The sequence below is a fragment of the Tepidimonas sp. genome (assembly GCF_036824975.1).
Lineage (GTDB): Bacteria > Pseudomonadota > Gammaproteobacteria > Burkholderiales > Burkholderiaceae_C > Tepidimonas.
Genome location: NZ_DAISZC010000008.1, coordinates 26828 through 42109 on the forward strand (window position 1 = coordinate 26828; position 15282 = coordinate 42109).

Genomic DNA, 15282 nt, shown 5'->3' on the forward strand with positions numbered 1-15282 from the left:
TCATGGAAATCCTGTACCTGCTCATTCCGCTGTCCGTGGTGCTGGTGCTGCTGATCATCGGTCTGTTCTGGTGGGCGTTGCAGTCCGGTCAGTTCGACAACATTGAGCGCGAGGGTGAACGTATCCTTCGGCAGGATTGATTTACGTCAAGGGCGGCGAGGACCGCCTGTCGGATACTGCGTCCGGGTGTTTCACAACAGGAGTGTTCCCATGTCAGCAACCGCTGCGACCCCCACCGCGGGGGTCTACAACGACAAGGTCGTGAGGCAGTTCGCCATCATGACGGTGGTCTGGGGGATCGTCGGCTTCCTGGTCGGCGTCATCATTGCCGCCCAGCTCGCCTGGCCGGAGCTCAATTTCGGCATCGAATACCTGACCTATAGCCGTCTGCGACCCCTGCACACCAATGCGGTGATCTTTGCTTTCGGCGGCTCGGCGCTGTTCGCCACCGCCTACTACGTGGTGCAGCGTACCTGCCAGACGACGCTGTTTGCGCCGGCGCTGGCCTCCTTCACGTTTTGGGGCTGGCAGGCGGTCATCGTGCTGGCCGCGATCACCCTGCCGTTGGGTATCACCAGCGGCAAGGAGTACGCTGAACTGGAGTGGCCGATCGACCTGCTCATCGCGGTCGTCTGGGTGGCGTTTGCGATCGTGTTTTTCGGCACGGTGGGCACGCGCAAGGTGCGCCACATCTACGTGGCCAACTGGTTCTACGGCGCCTTCATCATCGCCGTGGCGCTGCTGCACATCGTCAACAGCGCCGCCATCCCGGTCAGCTTCTGGAAGTCCTACTCCGCCTACGCCGGCGTGCAGGACGCCATGGTGCAGTGGTGGTACGGCCACAATGCCGTGGGGTTCTTCCTGACCGCGGGCTTCCTGGGGATGATGTACTACTTCATCCCGAAGCAGGCCGAGCGGCCGGTGTACTCCTATCGGCTGTCCATCGTGCACTTCTGGGCGCTGATCTTCACCTACATGTGGGCTGGCCCGCACCACCTGCACTACACCGCGCTGCCCGACTGGGCGCAGTCGCTGGGCATGGTGTTCTCGCTGATCCTGTTGGCGCCGTCCTGGGGCGGCATGATCAACGGCATTATGACGCTGTCGGGTGCTTGGCATAAGCTGCGGGATGACCCGATCCTGCGCTTCCTGATCGTGTCGCTGTCGTTCTACGGCATGTCCACGTTCGAAGGGCCGATGATGTCGATCAAGACCGTCAACGCCCTGTCGCACTACACCGACTGGACCATCGGTCACGTGCACTCGGGCGCTCTGGGCTGGGTCGGCTTGGTCACGATGGGCTCGATGTACTACCTGATTCCGCGCCTGTTTGGCCAGAAGCAGATGTACAGCGTCAAGGCCATCGAGCTGCACTTCTGGATCTCGACCATCGGCATCGTGCTCTACATTGCTGCCATGTGGATTGCCGGCGTCATGCAGGGCCTGATGTGGCGCGCGGTCAACCCCGACGGTTCGCTGACCTATACCTTCGTCGAATCGGTCAAGGCCACCTTCCCGTTCTACGTCATCCGTCTGCTCGGCGGCCTGCTGTATCTGGCCGGCATGTTCGTGATGGCCTGGAACGTGTGGAAGACCGCTACCCAAGGCAAGGCGACACCGGTGCCGATTCCCGCCCCCGCGCACGCCTGAACCGCAGGAGGACACCATGGCCAATGCACAACACAAGCCCAGCGGTCACGAGCGCATCGAGACCAACAACTTCCTGATGATCGTCCTCATCACCCTGGTGGTGGCAGTGGGCGGTCTGGTCGAGATCGTGCCGCTGTTCTTCCAGCACTCCACCACCAAGCCGATCGAAGGGGTCAAGCCGTATTCCGCGCTGCAGCTGGCCGGGCGCGACATCTACATCCGCGAAGGCTGCTACGTGTGCCACTCGCAGATGGTGCGCCCGTTCCACGCCGAGACGCTGCGCTACGGCCCTTACTCGGTGGCAGGTGAGTTCGTCTACGACCATCCCTTCCAGTGGGGCTCCAAGCGCACCGGGCCGGATCTGGCCCGCGTCGGGGGCCGCTATTCGGATGAGTGGCACCGTATTCACCTGATCAGCCCGCGTGATCTGGTGCCCGAGTCCAACATGCCGGCGTACCCGTGGCTGGAGCGTCGCGCGGTGGACGCCGACAGCCTGCCAGCCAAGATGCAGGCGCTGCGCAAATTGGGCGTGCCGTACACGGACGAGGATATCGCCAAGGCCGCCGAGGAGGTCAAGGGCAAGACCGAGCTGGAGGCCCTGATCGCCTACCTGCAGGGGCTGGGGACGGCCCGTTCGTGGGACAAACTGGCGCAACAGGGCAAGACGGCCCAGACCCCGTCGGCCGAAGGCACCGCCCAGTAACCCATCGTTGCAGGGGTGATCATCATGGACATCAACGACCTGCGCGTCATCGTGACCGTCATCAGCCTAGTGACCTTCGTTGGTATCTGGGTTTGGGCGTGGTCGCGTAAGAACAAGGCGCGCTTCGACGAGGCAGCCCGGCTGCCGTTCCAGAGCGACTGACCGCCCCACCGACCAGGAGCATCATCATGAGCGATTTCACCAGTGAGTTCTGGCACCTCTACGTCGGCGGTATTACGCTGATCAGCATTCTGGCGTGTGCCTTCTTCCTGTGGGCCAGCGGCAAGACGCGCGTCATGGCAACGGCCGACAACACCACCGGCCACGTGTGGGACGGCGATCTGCGTGAGATGAACAACCCGCTGCCGCGCTGGTGGGTGTATCTGTTCATCATCACCGTGGTGTTCGCGCTGGCCTACGGCGCGCTGTACCCGATGTTCGGCAAGATGGGCGGTGTGCTGAACTGGACCTCGCACGAACAGTGGGCGGCGGAGCGTGCTCGGGCATTGGCCAAAGTTGAGCCGCTGTACGCCAAGTTCCAGGGCATGGATCCGAAGGATCTGGCCAAGGACGCGCAGGCGATGGCGGTGGGCGAGCGGCTGTACATGAACTACTGTGCACAGTGCCACGGGTCGGACGCGCGCGGCAGCAAGGGCTTCCCCAACTTGACCGACGCCGACTGGTTGGGCGGCGATGGCTCGCCCGCGTACATCCACCAAACGATCGCCCAGGGCCGCATAGGGGTCATGCCGCCCATGGCTGCTGCCGTTGGGGGATCGGAGGATGTGCGCAATCTGGCGCACTACGTGCTGAGCCTGTCGGGCAGCCCCCACGACAGCGTGCGCGCGTCCCAGGGGGCGGCCAAGTGGGCGGCCTGCGCCGCCTGCCACGGTGCCGATGGCAAGGGCATGCATGCCACTGGCGCGCCCGACCTCACCGATCAGATCTGGCTGCACGGCTGGGGCGAGGAGGCGATCGTGCGCGCCATCAACCAGGGCTTCAACAACGTGATGCCGGCGCAAAACGCGCTGCTGACCGACGCACAGATCCATGTGTTGACCGGCTACGTCTGGAAACTGTCCCACGCGAACTGAGACGTGCACATCGAGGGTCCAGCCATCGCTGGACCCTTTTTGACTTTTTTTAACACTGCAATGAGTACCCAGGCAACGTCATCCACCCGGCCGCCCTCCGACGAGGAGGTCGAGGTCTCGCTGTATGCGGCGCGCAAGAAGATTTACCCGCGTGCTGTCAGCGGCGTGTTTGCGAAGTGGCGCTGGGTATTCGTCTGGCTGACCCAGCTCGTTTTCTACGGGCTGCCATGGCTGATGTGGAACGGCAGACAGGCGGTATTGTTCGACCTGGAGGCGCGGCGCTTTTACCTGTTCGGCCTCGTGCTCTATCCGCAGGACTTCATCTACTTGACGGGCATCCTGGTCGTTTCGGCGCTGTCGCTGTTTCTGTTTACGGCCATCGCGGGCCGCCTGTGGTGCGGCTACGCCTGCCCGCAGACGGTCTACACCGAAATTTACCTGTGGATGGAAAAGCTCTTCGAGGGCGACCGTTCGGCGCGCATGCGCCTGGATCAGTCGCCGTGGAGCCTGAACAAGCTGGTGCGCAAGGGCGGCAAGCAGGTGGCCTGGATCCTGTTCGGTCTGTGGACCGGCTTTACCTTCGCCGGCTACTTTACCCCCATCCGCGAACTGGGGCACACGGTGGTGACCTGGGATCTGGGTCCGTGGCAGACGTTCTGGATTTTTTTCTACGGTTTTGCCACCTACGGCAATGCCGGTTACATGCGCGAGCAGGTGTGCAAGTACATGTGCCCCTATGCGCGCTTTCAGAGCGCGATGTTCGACAAGGACACGATGATCGTGACCTATGATGCGCGCCGCGGCGAGCCGCGCGGGGCGCGCAAGCGGTCGGCCGATCCGAAGGTGCTGGGCTTAGGCGACTGCATCGACTGCACGTTGTGCGTGCAGGTGTGTCCGACTGGGATCGACATCCGCAACGGTCTGCAGTATGAGTGCATTGGCTGCGGTGCCTGTGCCGACGTGTGCGACGAGGTGATGGATAAGATGGGCTACCCGCGCGGGCTAGTCAAATACTCCACCCAGAATGGCATGGCCCATGGCTGGAGCCGTGCGCAAATGATCAGACGCGCATTCCGGCCGCGCGTCCTGGTCTACAGCGCCATTCTGCTGTCGATCGTGGCCGCGCTAGGCGTCAGCTTGTGGCTGCGCGTGCCGCTGAAGGTGGACGTGATCCGCGACCGCGGCGCGCTGGCGCGTATGGTCGAGATGGGTCGCATCGAAAACGTCTACCGCATCCAGTTCATGAACGCGTCGGAAGCCGAACGCGAGCTGCAGCTGCTGGTGGAGGGGCTCCCGGGTATCGAGGTGGCATCTGAGCGCACGGTGCACCTGCTGCCGACCGAGGTGCGTTCGGTGGCGGTGCGCGTGCAGGTGCCGCCAGGGCAGGCCCCCGGATCGCACCCAATCGTGTTCACGTTCCGCACTCCGGATGGTGACATCACGGTGCACGAGAAAACCACCTTTTTGATACCGCGCTGACGCGACCGCCGGACTCCGGGTTAGTCCCCGGCTGACACCGTACCCCTGTGGGCATACACTATGTACACGATGACGACCCTTCCCCCCACCGCAAAGATCCGCCCGTGGTACCGGGAGCCTTATGTCTGGCTCGTCATCGGTGGGCCGCTGGCGGTGGTGATCGCGTCGGTCGTGACGGTCGTCATCGCGGTGCGTCACGCCGACCCGGTGCTGCCGCGCGAAGCGGCGCCCGCTCGCGTGGCGCTGCCTCAGGCGCCCCTCACGGAAGCGGAGCGACTGCAAGCCGAAAAGGCCGTGCTGCCGGCAGGCGTGGCGCGCAACCACGTCGTCTCGCCAGCGCTGCCGAAGGACGACACCCGAAAAGACTGAGCGGTTCGCCCAGGGCCGCGCGATGACAGAGGAGCAGACGATGTTGGCCCAACGCCTGATGTGGATCGCTTGGCCTGCGTTTCTGATGGCGGCCGTGCTGGAAATGGTGGTGTTCGCGTTCGTCGACCCGTCCGAATTGCACTGGGCCGGCGAGCGGCTGGGGTGGTCGCGCCAGGCGGTCTACACGGTGACGTTCTTCGTTTTCTGGGCCGCCACCATGGCTTCCAGCGCGCTGACCACACTGCTGTCGATGTCGCCCTGGGAGGTCAACCGTTGTCCGGTACCGCCCGACCAGCGGCCCGCCGACTGCGTTCGCAATGACCCGATGCGAGTACAGGGCAGCGACGCGCGTCCGGACTGCGGGGGCTGCGCGTAAACGGGGCGACGTCTGCTTTTGCCGTGGGCGCGGCTCACGAAGCGGCGTGCGCCCGCGTTTGCCCTGTGGGAGGCGATTTGACCGGCAGGAGAGGGAGCGGCCGCGGGCGTTGGCCCTATAGGCGGGTGTCGGCCTGGTTGACGATGGCCTCGAGCGCCTGAGGGGAGAGGATGCGCACGTAGCGCTGCTTCACCTCGATGATGCCGTCTTCCTGAAAGCGCGAAAAGGTGCGGCTGACGGTTTCCAGCTTCATCCCGAGGTAGCTGCCGATTTCTTCGCGCGTCATGCGCAGAATCATCTCGGAACGGGAAAATCCGCGCGCGTGCAGGCGCTGCACCAGATTGAGCAGGAAGGCGGCGACACGCTCTTCGGCGCGCATGCTGCCCAGCAGCAGCATCACACCCTGATCGCGCACGATTTCGCGGCTCATGATGCGGTGCACGTGGTGTTGCAGCGCGCTAAATTCGCGCGAGAGGTCTTCCAGCTGCTCGAACGGCAGGATGCAGACCTCGGCGTCCTCCAGCGCCACCGCCGAGCACGAATGCTTGTCCTGCACGATGCCGTCGAGTCCCAAGATCTCGCCGGCCATTTGGAACCCGGTTACCTGGTCGCGCCCGTCGGCGGTGGTGACGGTGGTTTTGAAAAAGCCCGAGCGCACCGCGTACAGCGACGTAAACGGATCGCCCGCGGAAAACAGCGTCGCCCCCCGCCGTATCCGGCGCCGTGCCGCGATCAGGTGATCCAGGCGGCGCACCTCATCGGCACTGAGCCCCACCGGCAGACATAGCTCGCGCAGGTTGCAGTTCGAGCAGGCCACCCTGACGGTGGCGGGATCGAGCGCGCGGGGGGCGGCAGAATGGGAGGAGCTCACCATGTCGGCATCATATCAAGCGTCTTCGCGGTGCCGTGCCGTATGACCGCATCAACCCCCGGGTTTTGCGGCCGTGCAGCGGTTCGGTGCCGTGACGGCCCGTGGCGCACCGCCGCGATTGCGTCGTGGGCGCGCGCCCATACGGGTCGGGCCGCGATCGCGGGGCGTTTGACTCACGTCAAGAGGCACGGACCCGCGTTCGGGCACAGTACGCTCCCGATGGAGTCTGCCCCCGTGAAGCACGTCATCGATGAAGCCCTGCTGCGCCGGTTCGACATTCCCGGGCCGCGCTACACGTCGTACCCGACGGCAGACCGCTTCGTCGAAGCGTTTGCTGAGCGCGACTATATCCAGGCGCTGCAGCAGCGCGGCGCCGGCTCGATGGCGCTGCCGCTGTCGGTCTATGTGCACATCCCGTTCTGCGCATCGCTGTGTTACTACTGCGCCTGCAACAAGGTCGTCACCCGCCATCACGACAAGGCCGCCGAGTACCTGCGCTACTTGGGGCGTGAGCTGGAGTTGCAGACCCAATACGTTGGGCGTGGCCACCGCGTCAGCCAGCTGCACCTGGGCGGCGGCACTCCCACGTTTCTGAGTGACGCGGAGCTCGACGACGTGATGGCCATGCTGCGCCGGCACTTCGAGTTCGTCCCCGGCGGGGAGTACTCGATCGAAGTCGATCCGCGCACCGTCACCGCCGAGCGCTTGGCGCACCTGCAGCGCCTGGGCTTCAACCGGCTCAGTTTTGGGGTGCAGGATTTCGACCCCGCGGTCCAGAAGGCGGTGCACCGCATTCAGCCGGCCGATCAGGTGTTCGAGCTGGTGGCAGCGGCCCGCGCGCTGGGGTTCGAGTCGATCAACGTCGATCTGATCTACGGCCTGCCCCAGCAGACGCCCGAGTCGTTCCGGCGCACCTTGCAGCACATCGAGCGGTTGCGTCCGGACCGTTTGGCCCTGTACGCTTACGCGCACTTGCCGGCGCGTTTCAAACCCCAGCGGCGCATCGTCGCTGCCGAGCTGCCCAGCGCCGCCGAGAAGCTGGCGATGCTGTCGCTGTCGCTCGATCACCTCAGCGCCGCCGGGTACGTGTACGTGGGGATGGATCACTTTGCGCTGCCCAACGACGCGCTGGCCGTGGCCAAGCGGCAGGGGCGACTGCACCGCAACTTTCAGGGCTACAGCACACAGCCGGACTGCGATCTGATCGGGCTGGGGGTGTCGGCCATCGGGCGCATTGGCGCCACCTACAGCCAGAATGCCAAGACGCTGGAGGAGTACTACGACGCGCTCGATCAGGGGCGGCTGCCCATCGTGCGTGGTCTGGCGCTGACGCGCGACGACGTGCTGCGGCGCAGTGTCATCATGGCGATCATGTGCCAGGGGCTGGTGGATTTCGAGTCGATCAACCTCGCCCACCTGATCGACTTCCGGCGCTACTTCGCGCGTGAACTGCATGCCCTGCGCGAGCTGGAGGCGGCCGGTCTGGTGCGGGTCGACGACACGCATCTGGAGGTTACGTGCACTGGCTGGTACCTGGTGCGTGCGATTGCCATGGTGTTCGACCGCTACCTGCAGGTGGACCAGGATCGGGCCCGGTTTTCCAAAATCATCTGAGTGCCGCGCAGGCGGCCCTGCTAGGATGCGGCCATGCTGGGGTCGATGCTGCTGTCGGCGTGGGTAATGGGTCTGGTGGGCGGGCCGCACTGCGTGGCCATGTGCGGTGCCGCGTGCGCCGGCATTGCCCGTGCCGCCGAACCGCACGCCCGGCGCGCGCTGTGGACGTGGCAGCTCAGTCGGCTGGGTGGCTATGCACTGCTGGGTGCCGTCGCAGGCGGCACCGTACAGGGCATGGCCTGGCTGGGGCAGCACACCGCGGTGCTGCGCCCGGTGTGGACGATGATGCACGTGGCGGCGCTGTTGCTGGGACTGGTGCTGATGTGGCAGGCGCGCCAACCCGCCTTTTTGGATGGCTGGGCGCAGGCGGTGTGGCGGCGCGCGCGCCCGGTGCTGGGACGGTTGGGGCCGCGCGCCCCGGTGGTGCTGGGGCTGGGCTGGGCGCTGATGCCGTGCGGGCTGCTGTACTCGGCGTTGCTGGTGGCCTCGCTGTCGGCATCGGCGCTGTCGGGGGCACTGATCATGGCGGCCTTTGCCGCCGGCACGATGGTGGCGCTGGCGCTGGGCCCCTGGTTGCTGTTGCGGCTGGGGTCGATGCGCTCGGGCGGCTGGGGCATTCGCGCTGCGGGGGCAGCGCTGGTGGCCATCTCCGCGTGGGCGTTGTGGATGGGCATCACCCAGCCGACCGGCTTGTGGTGCGCGTGAACCCCTGCGGCGGCAGAGTCGCCAGCACCACACCGGCTAGCGCCAGCGCGAACGCCGCCCATTGCGCTGGGGACAGCCGCTCGCCCATGAACAGGACGCCAATGGCTGTGGCACTGACCGGCAGCATCACGGTAAAGACCCCAGCGCGGGCCGCCGGCACGTGGCGCAGGCCGGTCATCCACAGCCACACCGTCCAGACGCTGGCGGCCAGCCCGTAAAAGATCAGCAGCCCCCACAGGGTGGCCGACATGTGGCCCCAGTCGTAGTCCTGCGCCGCCCACAGGCCCAGGGGCGTCATCAATGCCAGCCCCCACAGGTTGATCAGGGCCGCGATGCGCCTGGCTCCCATCTGAGCGCTGAGGCGCTTGCCGATGACGACGTAGGCCGCCTCACAGCACACGGCCGCCAGCACCAGCACGTTGCCCCACAGCGTCAATGGTACGCCCAGCCAGCTGCCCGCTGGCGTGGCCGCCCCGTCAGCCCCCGTCTTGTCGAAAGAAAACAGGCCGATGCCGCTGGCGGCCAGCGCGATGGCGGCCAGCGACCGCCCGTCGAGCCGCTCCCGCAGGAATAGCGCGGACTGTACCGCCACCACCGCCGGGATGGCCGCCATGATCACCCCAGCCGCGCTGGCAGTGGTGAGGCTGACGCCATAGAGCATGCACAGGGAAAACAGAAAGTTGCCGAGGAATCCCTGCAGAAACAGCAGCGCGTGGGTGCGGTGGTCGGCCGCAGGTTCGTGCGGCGGGCGGCGCACCCAGTGCGCCATGGCTGCCGCGCCGATCAAGTAGCGCAGCCACGCCAGCAGGAAGACAGGCATGGCCGCCACCAGCGGCTTGGACAGCGCCACGTAACTGCCCACCAGGGCCATGCTGCCCGCCAGGGCCAGGTAGGCGTGCCAAGGGGGACGGGCGGGAGCGGTCGTGTGCGTGAGCATGGTCAGGCGGGTTGGCCATCGACCCGGCCGGGAGGCAGGACGGTGGCCATGGGCGGGCGGTGCGGTGACGTTGGGCGATGTCAGCTCGGCAGTCTTGCGTGAGAAATCGGGTCTGCGTCAGCAGCGTTGTCAGCGTGGCACGGGGGTGAGGATGGTCGGCCGCGCTTCGGGCAGTGTGTGGGGGTAATCGCGGCTGTAGTGCAGCCCGCGGCTTTCCTTGCGTTGCTGGGCCGAGCGCACGATCAGATCGGCCACCTGCACCAGGTTGCGCAGCTCCAGCAAGTCGCGGCTGACGTGGAAGCTGGCATAGAACTCCTGGATTTCGGCCTGCAGCAGGGTGATGCGGTGCGCGGCGCGTTCCAGCCGCTTGTCGGTGCGCACGATGCCGACATAGTCCCACATGAAGCGCCGCAGCTCGTCCCAGTTGTGCGAGATGACGACCTGCTCGTCGGCGTCGATGACGCGGCTGTCGTCCCAGGGGCGGATCGCCGGCGGCGAAGTCGGTGCCTGCGCCGTCATGTCTTGCACCGCCGCGCGCGCAAACACCAGACACTCCAGCAGCGAGTTGCTGGCCAGCCGGTTGGCGCCGTGCAGACCGGTGTAGCTGGCTTCGCCCACGCAGTACAGGCCGGGCAGGTCGGTGCGGGCGCGCAGGTCGGTCACCACGCCGCCGCAGGTGTAGTGCGCCGCCGGCACCACCGGAATGGGTTCGCGCGTGATGTCGATGCCCAATTCGGCGCAGCGTTTGAGGATGTTGGGGAAGTGCTCGTGTAAGAAGGCCGGGCTTTGGTGCGAAATATCGAGATAAACGCACGGGATGCCGTGTTTTTTCATCTCGAAGTCGATGGCGCGGGCGACGATGTCGCGTGGGGCCAGTTCGGCACGCGGGTCGTGGTCGGGCATAAAGCGGTGGCTGCCCACATGTGCGGGCAGCTTGAGGATGCCGCCTTCGCCGCGCACCGCTTCGCTAATCAAAAAGCTTTTGGCTTTGGGATGGTACAGGCAGGTCGGGTGGAACTGGATGAACTCCATGTTGGCCACGCGACAGCCGGCCCGCCAGGCGGCGGCGATGCCGTCGCCGGTGGCGGTGTCGGGGTTGGAGGTGTACAGGTACACCTTGCCGGCGCCACCGGTGCACAGTACGGTGTGCGGCGCCGCGAACACCTCCACGCGGTCGGTCACTTCGTTGAGCACGTAGGCGCCCAGCACGCGGCGCGGCAGCGTCGGCTGCACGGCATGGCGGTCGCTCAGGATCAGGTCGACCAGCGCGTGGGTCTCGAAGACGTCGATGTGGGCGGCGGCGCGCACGCGTTCGATGAGGGTCTGCTGCACCGCCGCGCCGGTGGCGTCGGCGGCGTGCACGATGCGGCGGTGGCTGTGGCCGCCTTCTCGCGTCAGGTGCAGGCCGTCGCCTTCCACCGTAAACGGGGTGCCCAGCGCGCGCAGCCAGGCGATCGCTTCAGGCGCATGCTCGACGGTGAAGCGCGTGGCCTGCAGGTCGCACAGGCCGGCGCCCGCTACCAAGGTGTCAGCGATGTGCTCGGCGAAGCTGTCGTCCTCGGCCAGCACGGCGGCAATGCCGCCCTGCGCCCAGCCGCTGGAGCCGTCGGCAATGCTGCGTTTGGTGACGATAGCGATGCGCCAGTGGCGGGGCAGCTGCAGCGCCGTGGCCAGTCCCGCCAGTCCGCTGCCGATGATCAGCGCGTCATACACGTGGGGAGCGGGAGCGGGCAGATGCACGGACATGGGGTGTGAGGTTTCAGGCGCTGGCGTAGGCCAGGCGGACGTAGATGGGGGCGTAAGCCTCGGCTTGCGTGAGCTCGATCAGGTGCTCGCGGGCCAGCTCCAGCAAGGCGATGAAGGTCACCACCGCCACGGCGACACCGCGCGCCGGGTCGAACAGGTCGGTGAATTCGACGAAGCGCCGCCCCTGCAGGGCGCGCAGTACCTGGCTCATCTGTTCGCGCACCGACAGTGCCTCGCGCGTGATGGTGTGGCGCTGTACCAGGCGGGCGCGGCGCAACACCGCGGCCCACGCGGCCCGCAGATCATCGATGACGACCTCGGGCCAGCGCTGCGTGGCTACCTGTTCTACCCACGCGCGCGCGCGCCAGAAGTCGCGTCCGAGCTGCGGCAGCGCCTCCAGTTCGCGGGCCGCGGCCTTGATGCGCTCGTACTCCAGCAGGCGGCGCACCAGCTCGGCCCGTGGGTCCTCGGGTTCGCTGCCGTCGGCGCTGGGCTGCGGCGGCAGCAGCATGCGCGACTTGATCTCGATCAGCATGGCCGCCATCAGCAGGTATTCGGCCGCCAGCTCAAGGTTGCGGGTGCGGATTTGCTCCACGTAGCCGAGATACTGCCGCGTGACCTCGGCCATCGGGATGTCGAGAATGTTGAAGTTCTGGCGCCGGATCAGGTACAGCAGCAGGTCCAGCGGCCCCTCGAACGCCTCCAGAAACACCTCCAGCGCATCCGGCGGGATGTAGAGGTCTTGCGGCAGCGCGAACAGCGGCTCGCCATAGAGCCGCGCGATGGCCACCTGATCGATCAGGGCGGGGCCATCGGCGTCGCTGGCCGCTGGCGCCGGCGCAGTGCTGCTCACAGCTGCGTCGGCTCGGTCTGGTAGACGTAGGGCTTTTGCGGCACACGCGCGGCCTGGACCTGGCGCAGGAATTCGCGGTCCTGCGGGCGCTCCCACAGTAGCGCGCGCCCAGCGCGCTGTTCGGCTTCCAGCGTGGGCTTGGCGCGCTTGAGCGATTCGATGAACTGGGTGGCGTCGGAGACGTAGTCGGGCAAGCCAAGCGGGTTCATGGCTAGACGTGTTTGCGTTGTGGACAACACAACATTGTAGGGCGGCCGGTCAAGCCTGGCTGGGTACTCCGAAGCCAGACACACACCAGTGTAGTGCAGGGGGCATGACGATGCGCTGCCGCAGTTGGCCATGCGCAGCGCCCACGGCACGGTCTCACCGGATGCGCATGCCCGGTTGCGCGCCGGGGTGGGGCTCGAGCACGAACAGCCCCGGCTGTGCCTGGTCGTCGGCGTGGCTGGCCGCCAGTACCATGCCTTCGCTGACGCCGAACTTCATCTTGCGCGGTGCCAGATTGGCCACCAGCACGGTCAGGCGGCCGATCAGGTCCTGCGGCTGGTAGGCCGAGGCGATACCGGAGAAGACGGTGCGGTGGCGGCCCTCGCCGACGTCCAGTGTCAGCCGCAGCAGCTTGGTGGAGCCTTCGACGCGCTGGCAGTCCACGATGCGCGCCACACGCAGATCTACCTTGGCGAAGTCGTCGATGGTGATGGTGGGGGCGATGGCCTCACCGCCGGGCAGCGCCGTGTTGGCCGCGTTCCCAGCGGCCGCGGCATCGGCGGCAGCGGCCGTCGGCGCGAACAGGGCGTCCAGCGCGCTGGCATCGATGCGCTGCATCAGGTGTGTGTAGGGCGCGATAGCGTGCCCGGCCCCCAGTGGCTGGCGCGCATTGTCGAAGTCCAGCGGCGCACATTGCAGAAACGCCTCCACCCGTTCGGCGGTGGCCGGCAGCACCGGCTTGAGCATCGCGGTCAGTACGCGGAACGCCTCGATGCAGGTGGTGCACACGTCGTGCAGCCGACCCGCCAGTTCGGGCTGCTTGGCCAGCTCCCACGGCTTGGTCTGATCTACGTAGGCGTTGACGTGGTCGGCCAGTGCCATCACCTCGCGCACCGCCTTGCCGTACTCGCGTTCGGCCCACAGCTCGGCCACCATGGGCAACGCGGTTCGCAGGGTATCGAGCAGCCCCTCGCCATCGGGGGAGATGGCGCCCAGCTGCCCGCCGAAGCGTTTGGTGATGAAGCCCGCAGCGCGCGAGGCGATGTTGACGTACTTGCCGATCAGGTCGCTGTTGACGCGGGCGACGAAATCGTCGGGGTTGAAGTCCACGTCTTCCACGCGCGGGTTGAGCTTGGTTGCCAGATAGTAGCGAAGCCACTCGGGGTTGAATCCTAGGCGCAGGTACTTCAGCGGGTCGATGCCGGTGCCGCGGCTCTTGCTCATCTTCTCGCCGCTGACGGTGATGAAGCCATGCACGAACACATGCGTGGGCGTTTTGCGGCCCGAAAAATGCAGCATCGCCGGCCAAAACAGCGTGTGAAAGTACGTGATGTCCTTGCCGATGAAGTGGACCTGCTCCACCGCCGGGTCGGCGACGAACTCCTCAAAGCGCTGAGTCGTGCGTGATGGCGTGTGCCAGTGGTTGGCCGCCTGGCCCTTGTCGAAATGGTTCTTCAGACTGGCCAGGTAGCCGATCGGCGCATCCAGCCAGACGTAGAAATACTTGCCGGGCGCATCCGGGATCTCGATGCCGAAGTACGGTGCGTCGCGGCTGATGTCCCAGTCCCCCAGGCCCCCTTGGCCGCTGTCGTCCTTGGCGAACCACTCGCGGATCTTGTTGACCACCTCAGGCTGCAGGCGCCCCGGGGCGCTGGTCCACTCCTCCAGAAACTGCACGCAACGCGGGTCGGACAGTTTGAAGAAGTAATGTTCGGATTGGCGCAGCTCCGGCGTGGCGCCGGACAGGGCCGAGGTGGGGTTGCGCAGTTCGGTGGGGGTGTAGACGGCGCCGCACGCCTCGCACGAGTCGCCGTACTGGTCGGGTGCGCCGCAGCGCGGGCACTGGCCCTTGATGTAGCGGTCGGGCAGGAACATGCCCTTGACCGGGTCGAAGAACTGCTCGATGGTGCGCGTCTCGATCAGACCCGCCGCCTTCAATCCCAGATAGATACTGCGGGCCAGTTCGTGGTTTTCCGGGGCATCCGTGCTGTGCCAATTGTCGAAGCGGATGTGAAAGCCATCCAGGTAGGCCGCGCGTCCGGCGGCGATCTCGGCGACGAACTGCTTCGGCGTCTTGCCGGCCTTCTCGGCGGCAATCATGATCGGCGCGCCGTGCGCGTCATCAGCGCCGACGAAGTGCACCTCGTGCCCCAGCAGGCGCTGGGTGCGCACCCAGATGTCGGCCTGGATGTATTCCATGATGTGGCCGATGTGGAAGTGGCCGTTGGCGTAGGGCAGCGCAGTGGTGACAAACAGGCGGCGCTTGGTGGCAGACATGCGGAATGGGCGCGAAAAGCGGGTCAACGAAAGCTCACGATTCTATCGGCCCCGGGGTGAGGGGCTGGGGTGGCAGCGCCCGCGCCGCCGCGAAGCACCCGCCCGCACTGGGTGCATGCGGGGCGCGGCCGGGGCGTAACGCGCGCTCTGCCACAATGCGCGGCACGGTCGCTGGCGCGCCGCAACCGCATCCCCACAACGACGAGGAGAACAGACCTTGGCGATCGATACCCAAAGCTTGCTTCAGGCCCTGCAGGCGGTCACCGATCCCAACACCGGCAGGGATTTCGTGTCCACCAAGGCGCTGAAGAACCTGCAGGTGCACGAGGGCGACGTGACGTTCGACGTCGAGCTGGGCTATCCGTGCCAGAGCCAGCACGGCGCCTTGCGCCGCGCCTTCA

Annotated in this window: 17 protein-coding genes; 11 read left to right on the top strand and 6 right to left on the bottom strand. The window is 66.3% G+C overall.

From position 1 onward, the window contains the following. Nucleotides 1–2: 2 nt before the first annotated feature. From ccoS to V7Z54_RS02050, 8 genes are all read left to right on the top strand, one after another. Nucleotides 3–140, top strand: a complete 138-nt coding sequence (gene ccoS, locus V7Z54_RS02015) for a cbb3-type cytochrome oxidase assembly protein CcoS (protein WP_144328081.1) — start codon at nt 3–5, stop codon at nt 138–140. A gap of 70 nt (nt 141–210) precedes the next feature. Then, on the top strand, nt 211–1650 hold the full coding sequence (ccoN, locus tag V7Z54_RS02020; protein WP_334133976.1) for a cytochrome-c oxidase, cbb3-type subunit I: 1440 nt from the start codon (nt 211–213) through the stop codon (nt 1648–1650). Nucleotides 1651–1666: 16 nt separating this feature from the next. Beyond that, a complete protein-coding gene (gene ccoO / locus V7Z54_RS02025; RefSeq protein WP_334133977.1) occupies nt 1667–2353 on the top strand; it encodes a cytochrome-c oxidase, cbb3-type subunit II in 687 nt (228 codons plus the stop codon). A 24-nt stretch (nt 2354–2377) separates the two neighbouring features. Further along, a complete protein-coding gene (locus V7Z54_RS02030; protein ID WP_334133979.1) occupies nt 2378–2515 on the top strand; it encodes a cbb3-type cytochrome oxidase subunit 3 in 138 nt (45 codons plus the stop codon). 26 nt (nt 2516–2541) lie between these two features. Then, nucleotides 2542–3447, top strand: a complete 906-nt coding sequence (gene ccoP / locus V7Z54_RS02035) for a cytochrome-c oxidase, cbb3-type subunit III (protein WP_334133980.1) — start codon at nt 2542–2544, stop codon at nt 3445–3447. A gap of 60 nt (nt 3448–3507) precedes the next feature. Beyond that, the gene (gene ccoG / locus V7Z54_RS02040; RefSeq protein ID WP_334133981.1) at nt 3508–4926 is read left to right on the top strand and encodes a cytochrome c oxidase accessory protein CcoG; all 1419 of its coding nucleotides are present in this window, start codon (nt 3508–3510) and stop codon (nt 4924–4926) included. 69 nt (nt 4927–4995) lie between these two features. Next, on the top strand, nt 4996–5295 hold the full coding sequence (locus V7Z54_RS02045; protein ID WP_334133983.1) for a nitrogen fixation protein FixH: 300 nt from the start codon (nt 4996–4998) through the stop codon (nt 5293–5295). A gap of 40 nt (nt 5296–5335) precedes the next feature. Next, a complete protein-coding gene (locus V7Z54_RS02050; RefSeq protein WP_334133984.1) occupies nt 5336–5671 on the top strand; it encodes a hypothetical protein in 336 nt (111 codons plus the stop codon). A 115-nt stretch (nt 5672–5786) separates the two neighbouring features. Here V7Z54_RS02050 and fnr read toward each other — a convergent pair whose 3' ends face one another. Then, nucleotides 5787–6545, bottom strand: a complete 759-nt coding sequence (fnr, locus tag V7Z54_RS02055; protein ID WP_334133986.1) for a fumarate/nitrate reduction transcriptional regulator Fnr — start codon at nt 6543–6545, stop codon at nt 5787–5789. 231 nt (nt 6546–6776) lie between these two features. On the opposite strand from fnr, the gene hemN reads away from it, so the two are divergent. Both hemN and V7Z54_RS02065 read left to right on the top strand, forming a co-directional pair. Then, a complete protein-coding gene (gene hemN / locus V7Z54_RS02060) occupies nt 6777–8156 on the top strand; it encodes an oxygen-independent coproporphyrinogen III oxidase (RefSeq protein WP_443082405.1) in 1380 nt (459 codons plus the stop codon). Between the two features lie 33 nt (nt 8157–8189). Continuing rightward, the gene (locus V7Z54_RS02065; protein WP_334133988.1) at nt 8190–8861 is read left to right on the top strand and encodes a sulfite exporter TauE/SafE family protein; all 672 of its coding nucleotides are present in this window, start codon (nt 8190–8192) and stop codon (nt 8859–8861) included. Here V7Z54_RS02065 and V7Z54_RS02070 read toward each other — a convergent pair. From V7Z54_RS02070 to metG, 5 genes are all read right to left on the bottom strand, one after another. Continuing rightward, on the bottom strand, nt 8830–9798 hold the full coding sequence (locus tag V7Z54_RS02070; protein WP_334133990.1) for a DMT family transporter: 969 nt from the start codon (nt 9796–9798) through the stop codon (nt 8830–8832). The two genes, V7Z54_RS02065 and V7Z54_RS02070, sit on opposite strands and share 32 nt — an antisense overlap. Before the next feature lie 129 nt (nt 9799–9927). Continuing rightward, nucleotides 9928–11544, bottom strand: a complete 1617-nt coding sequence (gene nadB, locus V7Z54_RS02075) for an L-aspartate oxidase (protein ID WP_334133991.1) — start codon at nt 11542–11544, stop codon at nt 9928–9930. Between the two features lie 13 nt (nt 11545–11557). Further along, on the bottom strand, nt 11558–12397 hold the full coding sequence (locus V7Z54_RS02080) for a segregation and condensation protein A (protein WP_334133992.1): 840 nt from the start codon (nt 12395–12397) through the stop codon (nt 11558–11560). Next, nucleotides 12394–12606, bottom strand: a complete 213-nt coding sequence (locus tag V7Z54_RS02085; protein WP_334133994.1) for a DUF3460 family protein — start codon at nt 12604–12606, stop codon at nt 12394–12396. The genes V7Z54_RS02080 and V7Z54_RS02085 overlap by 4 nt, the downstream gene beginning before the upstream one ends. Nucleotides 12607–12760: 154 nt before the next feature. Further along, nucleotides 12761–14881 (bottom strand): methionine--tRNA ligase, encoded by a 2121-nt coding sequence (gene metG, locus V7Z54_RS02090; protein ID WP_334133996.1) that lies wholly within the window; start codon nt 14879–14881, stop codon nt 12761–12763. A gap of 217 nt (nt 14882–15098) precedes the next feature. On the opposite strand from metG, the gene V7Z54_RS02095 reads away from it, so the two are divergent. Next, a partial coding sequence (locus V7Z54_RS02095; RefSeq protein WP_334133998.1) for an iron-sulfur cluster assembly protein occupies nt 15099–15282 on the top strand: 184 nt, incomplete at its 3' end.